The sequence below is a fragment of the Paenibacillus terrigena DSM 21567 genome, from assembly GCF_000374845.1.
Lineage (GTDB): Bacteria > Bacillota > Bacilli > Paenibacillales > Paenibacillaceae > Paenibacillus_K > Paenibacillus_K terrigena.
Map to the genome: position 1 here is coordinate 389,188 of NZ_KB895416.1, position 12,236 is coordinate 401,423.

6 protein-coding genes are annotated in these 12,236 nt (G+C 52.3%); all 6 read left to right on the forward strand.

The annotated features are described in order from the left end of the window. The first annotated feature begins 165 nt into the window (after positions 1–165). The 6 genes from C558_RS32600 (at position 166) to C558_RS0115905 (ending at position 12,219) form a co-directional block, all read left to right on the forward strand. Positions 166–4,971 (forward strand): discoidin domain-containing protein, encoded by a 4,806-nt coding sequence (locus C558_RS32600; protein ID WP_156826131.1) that lies wholly within the window; start codon positions 166–168, stop codon positions 4,969–4,971. A 169-nt stretch (positions 4,972–5,140) separates the two neighbouring features. Beyond that, a complete protein-coding gene (locus C558_RS31175) occupies positions 5,141–6,667 on the forward strand; it encodes an extracellular solute-binding protein (protein WP_018757281.1) in 1,527 nt (508 codons plus the stop codon). Next, positions 6,654–8,537, forward strand: a complete 1,884-nt coding sequence (locus C558_RS31180; RefSeq protein WP_083927195.1) for a cache domain-containing sensor histidine kinase — start codon at positions 6,654–6,656, stop codon at positions 8,535–8,537. Before C558_RS31175 ends, C558_RS31180 begins: the two co-directional genes overlap by 14 nt. After that, a complete protein-coding gene (locus C558_RS0115895) occupies positions 8,534–10,144 on the forward strand; it encodes a response regulator (RefSeq protein WP_018757283.1) in 1,611 nt (536 codons plus the stop codon). Before C558_RS31180 ends, C558_RS0115895 begins: the two co-directional genes overlap by 4 nt. A 177-nt stretch (positions 10,145–10,321) precedes the next feature. Continuing rightward, positions 10,322–11,281 carry an ABC transporter permease gene (locus C558_RS0115900; protein WP_018757284.1) on the forward strand — a complete coding sequence of 320 codons (960 nt, stop codon included), beginning with the start codon at positions 10,322–10,324 and terminating at the stop codon, positions 11,279–11,281. 14 nt (positions 11,282–11,295) lie between these two features. Next, entirely contained in the window at positions 11,296–12,219 is a 924-nt protein-coding gene (locus tag C558_RS0115905) for a carbohydrate ABC transporter permease (RefSeq protein WP_018757285.1), read from the forward strand. Positions 12,220–12,236 lie beyond the last annotated feature (17 nt).

Genomic DNA, 12,236 nt, shown 5'->3' on the forward strand with positions numbered 1-12,236 from the left:
GCGTAAACTCACGGAAACAGGCTTTTGTCTGCTTCCGTAGAGTTTACGCCTTTTAGACGTCATAAGGAGGGATGCTACGAAAAGGCAGGCAAAAACGGTAAATATGATTATGCGAGATACGAGGGAGGAGAAAAGAAATTGAATGCGAGGAATGCGATAAAACGTATGATGGCAATTGCATTGGTATTGGTCATGACACACTCTTTATTCGTGGGGGCGGTGTCGGCGGCCGTATCACTTCCCAATGAAAAAACTACAAATCTGGCGCTGGGTAAGGATACTAAGGCGTCTGGTGTAAGCGCTTTCGCAAAAGAAAATGCGGTGGATGGCAACACGGGCACCCGCTGGGCTCATGAAGTGAGCTCCGCCTGGATCAGTGTGGATTTGGCCGCGCTCTGTAAGCTGGAGAAGCTAGAAATTGAGTGGGAGAATAATTCCATTGATATGGACTACTCACTCCAGTTTTCAAACGACAACGAGGTGTGGAGCGAGGCGATCACCGGGCAGAAGGTCGGCACGTCGCACAGCACCATCATATTGGACAGCGGCGTGACCGCGCGGTATGTCAAGGTCAGCGCCAAGGTGACAAAAGGCTATCCGTCGGTTTCCATCCGCGAGCTCGAGATCTGGGGCGTTGCCCCCGATACTCCCCCGCCGCCGACTAACCTCGACCCGGCGAACATCGCCCTGGGCAAAGCTGCGACGGCATACAAGAGCCCCATCAATTACTGGGGGCCAGATAAGCTGACAGACGGAATTGTCAACCGTAACGCCGACAAGCCGGCTCAGTCCCGCTGGTCCAGCGAGGCGGGTGCGCCGGGCTGGGTCACCATCGACCTCAAGCAGCAGCAGGTCTTTGATCGGTTGACCCTCGAATGGGAGCAGAACGTCGTCGAGGATTACCATATTGAGGTCTCGGACGACAACAAGACATGGTCGAAGGTCTATACAGCAGATACAAACAAGGAGGGCTATCCTTTTACCGACCAGGTCGTCTTGAAGAACGCGGTAACTGCGCGGTACGTCAAGCTGTCAATCGACAAACTCAAACAGGGCGCATACCCTAGCGTCTCCCTGTATGAAATCAAAATTTGGGCGCCCGATGTGGCTAGTATTAATAAGGCTCTTGGCAAAACGGCGAGCGCGTCGAAGGACGACGGCACGCACAAGCCTAATTTTGCGGTGGATGGGATTGTCAACCGCGACGCCAACAGTCCGAACCAGTCCCGCTGGGCGAGTGAGCCGCAGGGAAAGGGCGCATGGCTCATGGTGGATCTCGGTGTGCCGCTGGACTTCAACCGCGTGGCACTCGATTGGGAGACCACGGATATCAAGACCGACTTCCATATTGAGATCTCGAGCGACAACAAGACATGGGAGACCGTGTACACTGTAGGCACGCGTGATTACGCGCTGCATGAGGAATTCATGTTGGCGGCCATGTGTACCGCACGGTATGTCAGGCTGGTGGCTGACAATGTGGACGGCTATCCGTCGGTCTCACTCTATGAGTTCGGAATCTACCAGGATCTGGACTTTGTTAGCGCAATCGACAAGGTGAAGAAGCAGATCAAGGACATCACCCTGAAGCCCGAGGACACCGAGCTCCCGATGCCTACCGGACTGCCAAGCGGCGTGGAGGTTACTTACGGCGGCACTGACTACGAACAGGTCATCGACGCAAATCGCAAGATCCACAAGCCGCTGGTTGACACCGAGGTAGCGGTGGAGTTCAAGATCAAGTTTGCGGGCGGCAAGGAGACCGAACTGTACGAGGTCAAGCTGACCGTTCCGGGCAAATACGACAGCGTGCAATCGAAGAACGCCAAGCCCAAGGTGCTGCCCGAGCTGCAGCAGTGGTTTGGCCGCGAGGGCGACTTCATCATCGAATCGGCGAGCAAGATTGTAGTAGATCCAGCGCTGGGTCAGGCATATCAGGACATGGCACAGACCTTTGCGGTGGATTTTAAGGAGATCACAGGAAATGCGATCAACGTGGTGACCGGCACCACGCCCGCCGCCGGGGACTTCTACTTCAAGGCCAGCACCGAGAAGCTTGACAAGGAAACCTACGACATGGAGATTGGGGAGTATGTGACCGTCTCGGCCAGCGACAGTGTGGGCGCGTTCTGGTCCACCCGTACGATCTTGCAAATCCTCAAGCGCGACAGCACCAGTATCCCGAAGGGGCTTGTGCGCGACTACCCGTTATATGAGGTGCGCGGCTTCATGTTCGACGTGGGGCGCAAGGCGATTCCGTTAGATTTCCTGGAGATGTGGGTCAAGCAGATGTCATGGTACAAGATGAACGACTTTAACCTCCATCTCTCCGACGAGGCATTCGACCTTAGCTACTGGGGCTTCCGCCTGGAGTCTAATGTACCGAAACTGACCAGCACCGACATCTACTATACCAAGGATGAGTTCCGCCAGTTACTGATCGACAGCAAGGCACAAGGCGTGAATATCGTGCCCGAGTTCGATACGCCGGGTCACGCTTCGGCCTATACTCACGCACGGCCAGATCTGGCGCGGCCGGGTAAGAGTAACTATCTCGACGTAGAGAACCCGGATTCGCTCAAATTCATGAAGGAAGTCTTCGCAGAGTACATGGAGGATGAGAACCCCGTATTCCTGCCGGATACTGTGGTACACATCGGAACCGACGAGTACAAGGGTGGCAGCCAGGCGGAAAAGGAAGCGTTCCGCGTTTATCAGGATGCGCTGCTCAAGTTTATCCGTGACGACATGCACCGCACGCCGCGCGTTTGGGGTTCGCAGACCGAGAACAGCGGAACGACCCCGGTCACCGTGGAGGGCGTACAGATGTACATGTGGTATCCGGGTTACGCGAACCCGAAGGCGATGTACGATCTTGGGTACGAGATGATCAACATCCACGACGGTAACGTATACATCGTACCGGGCGCGGGCTATTACTGGGATTATTTGAGCAAGTCCAATATTCTCAACAGCTGGAAGCCGAGCAACATGATGGGCCTACAGCTCCCTGCGGGAGACCCGCAGGTCAAGGGCGGCTCTTACGCGCTGTGGAACGACAAAACCGGCGTTAAGAACGATAACGGAACCACTGACGTGGAGTTATTTGACCGTATGTTCGACATCCTGCCCACCTTCAGCGAGCGGCTGTGGAGCAGCGCCAAGGATTACAAGGTGGCGGACATCGACGCGCTAGCGGCGCAGATCAAGTACGCGCCGGGGACCAACCCGACCTATGAGGTGAAGAGTAAGGGTCAGGTCGTGCAGTACTATGCCTTTAATGAGGGCAACGAAAAGTCTGATGCATCCTCAAACAGCTACAATCTTAAGAGCGATGCGGTCAACGCGGCCTTTGTTGAGGGGCGGGATGGCCAAGTGCTCCAGCTTAAGGGCGACGAAAGTTACGTGGAGACGCCGGTGGACAACATGCGCATCAACTCCACGCTGGACTTCTGGGTGAAGCGCACGGCAGATGACGACGACACGGAAAAGGTTCTGTTCGAGTCCGATATCGGCGCGATCAAGGCTGTGCAGAAGGGAACCGGCAAAGTGGGCTTCTCCCGCGACTTCCGCGACTACTCCTTCAATTACACGCTGCCTAAGGGCGAATGGGTGCGCCTGACGCTGGTGATGGAGTACACCAAGACCACGCTCTATGTTAACGGCACGAAGATTCACACGCTGGAGAGGACAGAGCAGGGCGGCAACAAATGGGCGTCGCTGATCACGCCGCTGTCCCGCATCGGCAGCAAGATCAACGCCTTCAGGGGTGAGCTCGACAACGTCGCGCTCTATAACTTTGCGGCCAAGGCGGAGCAAGTGAATAACCTGCCGGCGCCGGACTTTATCCACACCATTACCTTTAAGACCAATGGCGGCAGCGCGGTTAGCGCAGCTACCATTAAGGACGGCGAGAAGGCGGAGAAGCCCGTCGACCCGACACGTGAAGGGTATATCTTCGCTGACTGGTACACGGATATGGATCTGACGCAGGCCTATGACTTCAACACCAAGGTTACAAAGGATCTCATCCTGTACGCCAAGTGGGAAGTCCCGGGAATGGAAAAACCGGACGCGCCGACTGCGAAGGAGGTAACCGTCACCCGGCCGACCGTAGACGCTGCAGTTGGCCAAACTCTGATTACGATCAGTGCTGCTTTAGAGTTTAGAATTACTAGTGCATCCAATGTGGTAAAACAAGCGTGGACCTCGGGAACAGGAGAAGCGCAAAAGACCTCGGCAACTCCGGCGCTCGTTGCAGGAGACAAGATCGAAGTTCGCGTGAAAGCAACCGATTCTACCCCGGCTAGTGAAATTTACACCTATATCGTTTCTGTCGATGACATTGGCAAAGCGGGGGAGGAATCGGAAATAGAAACGGTGCTAACTGGTCCGGCTACGGTTTCCGGGGATCAGACATTCACTGTTAACATGGGGCTCAATCATGTGAAGAATCCAGCTTATGCCCTGGATATTTCGCTGGCCTACGATGCGGATCGATTTGAGTTTATGTCAGCAGTTTCGATTATGGAAGGAATCGATATCGTAGGATTGCGTCAGGAAGCGGAAGGGAAAATTCGTCTACTTGTCGCAAGTGGTGGTGCAGACCATGCAGTCGCTGATGACGCGCAGCTACTGGCGTTTACCTTCAGAGCCAAGACGGTTGCGCAGAACACAAAGGGAAGCATTGCCGTCACTAATATGGCGTTTGGCGATGCGCAGGGCAATGAATATATCGGCAAAAATTCTATGATGCAAATTGAGATTAAAGGCGCAAATCCAGGCATGAAAGAGGATATTAATGGCGATGGGAAAGTCAGCATTGGAGATTTAGCCATTGTAGCTTCACGTTATGGAAAAACTTCGGCCGATGCAGATTGGGAAGAAGTAAAACGAGCTGATCTAAACGGAGATGGAATCATTGATTTACAGGATCTGGCTGCAGTAGCTTTAAAAATAGTTACTGAATAAGATGCAAAGGGATATCCGAAAAAGTCGAATGACTACGGAATATCCCTTTTTTCTTGATCAGGAAATATTTTGAAACAGGTAAATGCATATATGATAAACTGTTGAATTAGCAAAAGCAAAATACAACCCATGATGTAGATTTTGAGCAGCAAAGGAGGGATTAGAGAGTATGAGGAGCAAATTACGATTCGGTTCGACGATTATTGTAACCGCTTTCTTATTTAGCGCGGGATGTGATGTTCCGGCTAGTGAGAAGAACAGGGAGGAGCAGCACAAAGGCGCAGCCAAGTCTATCGGCATTGTCATTTCTAATCTGGGGATGACGTTTCCTGCCGGAATGGACGAGAACGACAACCGCTACCTGAACTATATTGAGGCGCAAACGGGACTGGATATTAAGATTACGACACCCCCTACGGAAGTGTACGACGAGAAGCTCGATGTGATCATGTCCTCCGGGAATCTGCCTGATATGCTCCATGTGTACAAGGCGGTATGGTTTGGCAACTATGCGAAGCAGGGAGCTTTTCAGCCGCTTGACGAACTCATTGATCAATACGGACCTCATCTGAAAGAAAAAATCCCTGCTGAGGCGTGGGATCGGGTCAGATATGGCGGGAAAATATACGCCATTCCCAGCTTGAATGAGGTTAGCGGCGTTGAGCTGATGTACGGCAGAAAGGACTGGCTTGACCGTCTCGGACTGCATCCGCCCGAGACGCTGGAGGAATACCATGAGGTCATTCGCGCGTTTACACAGGACGACCCCGATGGCAATGGCATCGACGATACGATTGGTCTGGCCTTGATGATTGATCTTGGACGATCATCCCCGTTTTTCGGCGCTTTCGGAACACAGCTGGATACGTGGGTTGAACGGGACGGAAAGCTGGTCAACGGCAGCATTTTGCCGGAAACGAGACAAGCGCTGGCCTACCTAGCCGGCTTATATGAGGAAGGCCTGCTAGACCGCGAGTTTCCGCTGAATTTGCAAAACAACCTTTTCGAAAAAATCCAGGACGGCAAAGTTGGGCTTTTCTCGGCCACCTGGTATGACACCCGCGGCCCCATTGCGGCCAACAAGCAGAAAGATCCGAAGGCCGAATGGATCGCTCTTCCGTATCCCACCGGACCTGAGGGACATAAGGGAGTATACGAAACAGATATGATTCGCGGTTATAATGTGATCCCGGCCAGCTCTCTGAGCGCGAAGGAGGTCATTCAGTTCCTTGATTTTATCGCGAGCGATTATAAAAATTTGAAGCTTGGCTTTGAGAACGAAATATGGAAATGGGAGAACGGCAGGATGGTGACGGATTTCGAGAAGCACGACGAGCAGCTGTACAGGGGCATTTATCAATCGCTGGTGGATGTGCCGGATCCTGTTCTGTCCAAGGAACGGCTGGATTCCTTGGGGGATTTCCATTTATATGACAATCTGGAGATGATACGCCAAAACGTGATCCACAACGAGTTCTACGGCATTCCCACGTGGGCCATGAGCAAATACGACAAAAAGCTGAGTGAGCTTCAAGGCATTTTTACGAATATCATTTTAGGGATTGAGCCGATCGAGTCGTTTGACCGTTATGTGGAGCAGTGGAAGCGGGAAGGCGGGGATGAAATGACGAGAGAGGTGAATCTATGGTTTGAGCGCAGTGGGCGGCAAATGGTCAGGAGGAATGAGGGTGATTAATGTATTTCGCAGGGTAACTGACCGCTTTGCCAGTAACATCCAGACCAGGCTGACCGGTTATTTTCTGCTCATTCTCCTGCCGCTCGTCCTCATCAGCCTGTTTGCAGTAGAACGTTCAAGGGATATTTTATACGAGCAGGCCGTGAAAAGAACGGAGGTAGCTCTGTCTTCGGCGATGAACCACTTTGATCTGGCGCTGCAAAATGTGGAGGAGATCTCCACGCTGATCTCGGCGGATCCGAACTTGAATGAGCTATTGAACAAGAACGGAGCGGATTTCTCGCCAAGATCGATCGTTGATTTCTCCAACGTGCTTCAGCAGCTGTCGAACTCGGTCTCGGTCAACCGATTTGTATCGCAAATTTCGGTATACCACCAAGCTACGCACATGTTCATCTCGACTCATTTCGGTGGTCGTAAGCTGACATCGGAGCCTGAACAGGAATGGCTGGTGGAATCGGCCCGGAATAACGGGACAGGGATTTCGTACGTCATGGCCGATTATCCGGTATCGAACGCCCGGACGTTCGGCAAGCTGACGGGAACGGACAGCGTTTCTTTGATTCGTTCCATGGATCTATATAATATGGATCGTAAGTCCAATCTGCTCGTGGTTACCTTTAACCGGAGCAAGCTGCTCAACATTCTGAAGACGCTGCTTCCGTCGGAGAACAGCCGGGTATCGCTGTTCAATGATCGAGGGGAAGTTATCGTCGAGACGGGGAAGGCCGCAGTAAGCGGAGCTCCTTCTTCCAAGGATATGGAGGTATCGATGGACTCCGAATATTCCTCCTGGCGGCTCGCGCTCGTTCAGCCGAAAAGCGAGCTCTATCGGGAGACCGATCAGCTCCGGCTGTTCACTTTTACGATTATCGGGATCAGCATCCTGCTTGCTTTTATTATCTCTTGGGTCGTGTACAGCGGAATCGCTTCCCCGGTGCTCAAGCTGTCGCGCGGGATGAGGTGCCTGAGCAGCGGTGAAATGAACGTCCACGTGGAGACCCGAAGGCAGGATGAGTTCGGCTTCTTGATCCAGTCCTTTAACCGAATGGTATCCGTGCAAAAGCATTTGATTGAGGATCATTACGAGCAGCAGCTCCGGCTCACGACAACAGAACTGAAATTTTTGCAATCCCAAATCAATCCGCATTTCTTGTATAACACGCTGGATTCCATCTACTGGGCAGCCAAAAATTATGAGGCGGACGAGATCAGCGAGATGGTGATGAACCTGTCGAAGTTTTTCCGTCTCAGCCTGGATAAGGGAAGGCAAGTATTTACCGTTGAAGAGAGCATGACCCACCTGCACTATTATATTCGGATCCAGCAGCTGCGTTTTCTAGATAGCTTTGAAGTAGAGTATAGGATTTCTGATGAAACGAGAGCACTTCCGATCCTGAAGCTGCTGCTTCAGCCACTCGTGGAAAATGCGATTTTGCACGGGCTGGAGGGGAAGGAGAGCGGAGGAAGGCTCATTGTGTCTAGTCGGATGGAACAGAACAGGGTGGTGATCAGTGTACAGAACAACGGCCCAGGGATCGAGGAGGAGCGTCTGTCTTATATCCGGAGCGAGCTCGGGCGGATGAGGTCCCGGAGCTTTCCATCCCTGTCGCAGGATGAGGAGAACATCAAGGATTTGTTCGGTCTGCGGAATGTCTTCACACGAATGAGGCTGTACTACGGGGAAGAGGCGGATTTGACGATCGAGAGCATGCCCGGGACCGGCACGATTGTTGCGATTCGAATCCCCGTGAATCCGGCAGGCAGCGGCAACATGGAGACGGATGCGGTGCTGGTTCCACGGCAGAGACCGGAGATCCAAGATCGAGGTCGTACATATGACCCCTATGAAGGAGGGCGGGAAGTTTGAATTTAATTATTGTGGAAGACGAGCCCAGGCTCCGAAATTCGCTGGCGTACAATATCCCCTGGGAAGACCATGGGATTGAGGTGGTTGGTCTCGCGGCGAACGGGGTAGAGGCGCTTCAGTTGGCGGAACGCAAAATGCCGGATTTGATGTTGATCGACGTTCAGATGCCAGAAATGGACGGCTTGACCTTGATTGCCCGGCTGAAGGAAAAGCAGGTCGGTAAGCGATTTATGAAGATGATTATTTTAAGCGGTCATGACAATTTCGATTTTGCCCAGCAGGCGATGGAGCATGGGGTGTCTCGCTATTTGTTAAAGCCTGCCGGGGAGGAGGTTATTTTGAAGGTGGTGCTTGAGGCTCGTGATGGGCTCCGGGAGGATTTAGAGCAGTGGAGAGGGAAGGCAGAGCTTGAACGGAAGTGGAGGGACCATATGCCGAGCCTTCAGAACGACTTCATTCTGAATTGGGTGAGCGGCAAATATGATGAACGGGAGATACTGAATCGGAGCAGCGAGCTGTATATGGACTTAGAGAAGGAGACGCAGCTGGCCGCAGCCGTCTTGGACTTGGATCCCGTTCCGGAACATGATGCCAGGTTCGGTCCGAACGACCGTGAGCTGCTGCGGTTTACGATCCGATGTCTGGCCGGGGAACTGATGTCGAAGTCCTCCTGCTGGGTATGCACGGACCCGGATTCGGACGTACTTCTTGTGTTTAGGGCAGAGCCCAGACAAAATCCGAAGGAATTCATGCTGCACATCAATGCGTCCGTCGTCAAGCTGCTCTCCCATGCGAAGGAAATTTTGAAGCTGACGGCGAGCGCTGGCATTTGCGGTAGGGCGGGAAGGATCGAAGAGCTGCCACAGCTATATTCGGAAGCCTGTAGAGCCCTCCAGGAAAGAGTCGTGTACGGGCCGGATATCGCCATTCCTTACCGGGAAGAAGAAAGAGGGAACAGGCCTGAAATCTCCGTGCAGCAGCATCTAGAAAAAATGCTGGAGATTGCGCTGGAGACGGCACATGAGGCTAAAGCGGCCGAGGCCGTGGAGGGCCTATGGCAGGAGCTATTCGCTCGTACCGGGACATCGCAGCAGTTCCAGGAGGGCGTAATGTATATGAACAGCTTATTCATTCGGATCATGGTCAAGCAGGGCTGGAGCATCCGGGAGGTGATAGGCGAGGACTGGGCATTTATGCAGAACATCCAACTCCTGAACACGAAATCGCAGACCCGATCTTGGCTGGAAAGAACCGTAGGCCGTATCACAGATTATATGAAAGGTCAGCGTAAGAGCAGCAGTCATCAGATCGTCCAAAAAATAGCGAGCCTCATTGAGCAGGAAATCGATCAGGATATTACGCTGCATACCGTGGCCGATCGGTTGTACGTCAATTCCTCCTATCTGAGCCGGCTCTTCAAACAGGAGATGGGGATGGCTTTCTCGGCTTACGTGCTCGAGCAGAAAATGGAGAAGGCCAAGCGGGTCCTGCAGGGCGGGCAAAAGGTGTACGATGCCGCAAGGCAGACGGGTTACCGCGATGTCAGTTATTTTACGAAGGTGTTCCGTAAGTACTGGGGCGTCAATCCGGGGGGGTTCAAACCGTAACACGAGTAGATTATTAGATAAGGCATCCCTTGAAGGGATGCTTTTTTGCGTGCGCCAAAGGAGCATCAAATTACCACAAACAGTAATGATTGTCGCCTACCGGGCTTTTTAGCCTCGCATTACAATTTTAGATATCGAAGTTAGAAGTTAGTGCTCATTCATCAGAGGGGGAATTGCATGAAGCCAGGATCGAAGAAACTGCCTGTACCCGGACCGAACCGCCGAGGATATTTTCCCTCGCTGTGGAGCGATATCTGGAAGGAATGGGATTTGTACTTGCTACTGGTTCCGGGGGTTCTGTTTATTTTGCTGTTTAAGTACACGCCCATGTACGGCATTACGATCGCGTTTAAAGACTTCAACATATTTGCCGGCTTTGCGGATAGCCCCTGGGTCGGATGGAAGCATTTCGAGAAGCTGTTTACCTCACCGGACTTTGCACGGGTATTCCAAAATACCGTCATCATCAGCCTGCTGAAAATCATCATCCTGTTCCCGCTGCCTATCATCGTGGCGCTGATGCTGAATGAGATGAAGAACATGATAATCAAGCGCTCGGTACAGACCGTCATTTACCTGCCGCACTTTCTATCCTGGGTCATCGTAAGCGGCCTGTTCATCGATCTGTTGTCCACGAACGGCGGTTTGGTGAACAAGCTGTTGGTATCGCTCAACCTGGAGCCGGTCGCTTTCTTTCTGGATAACAGCGTGTTCCGAAGCGTGCTGGTTACCTCGGCTGGATGGAAGGAAACCGGATGGAGCACGATCGTGTACCTTGCTGCTTTTAGTATGGTCGATCCGACCCTGTACGAGGTAGCCAAAATCGACGGGGCAGGCAGATGGAAGCAACTGTGGCATATTACGCTTCCCGGCATCGCTCCGATCATCATTCTCATGTTCATCCTGCGCCTGGGAAACATTCTGGAAGCGGGAACGGAGCAAATCCTGGTCATGTACAACCCGGTGGTGTATAACGTTTCGGATGTCATCGGCACGTATGTATACAGACAGGGCCTTGGCAATCAGGATTACAGCTTTACGACGGCTGTCGGGCTCTTCGAAGCTGTGATCTCGTTCACGCTGGTCATTGTCGGCAACGCGCTCAGCAAAAAATACCTGCAACGGGGAATCTGGTAAAGGAGGGGAGCACGATGAGACAGGATCTCGATTTAAAAACCATTTCCGCAGGTGCAGGGCTTAACGCCATCAAATCTTCCACGGGAGAGAAAGTTTTTACCGTATTCAATTACTGCGTTTTCATCTTGATCGGGATTACGACACTGGTTCCTTTTATTAACTTATTGGCAAAATCCCTCAGCAGCGAGGATGCGGTGGTGTCTGGGCGTGTCGGGCTATTCCCGGTCGGCATTCAATTTGACACCTACAAATACGTTCTACAGGACTCGTTGTTCCTGACTTCCCTGAAAACATCCGTGCTGCTGACGGTGATCGGGACGGGGCTTAGTCTGATCATGACCACGATAACCGCCTATCCTCTCTCCAAGATCCGGCTGCGCGGGCGTAAATGGCTGCTGCTCATGTTCGTGTTCACGATGCTGTTCAGCGGCGGTTTGATTCCAACGTATCTACTTATGCACAACCTGAATTTGGTCAACACATTCGCGGTTTTATTTTTACCTGCAATGGTAAACGTTTTCAATATGCTGATCATCAAAAATTACTTCGAGGGGCTGCCGGACTCGCTGGAGGAATCCGGTAAGCTGGACGGCGCGGGAAATATTCGGATTTTGATTCATATCATGCTTCCGCTTTCCCTACCGGTACTCGCTACGATCGCGCTGTTTTTTGCGGTTGCCTTCTGGAACGATTATTTTACCGCCATGATTTACATTACCGATCCGGAGCTTAAGCCGCTCCAATTGTACCTGAAGGAGTTGATCGTTTCTTCCAGCGGAGATTTTCTGAAAAATAACGTGGATCTGGCTATTAACATGACCCCGCAATCGATTCAAGCGTCGTCCATTTTGCTCGCGACCATCCCGATTCTGCTCGTATATCCATTCCTGCAGAAATATTTCGTCAAGGGCGTACTTGTCGGCTCAGTCAAGGGCTGAAGAGGGTACAGATCATT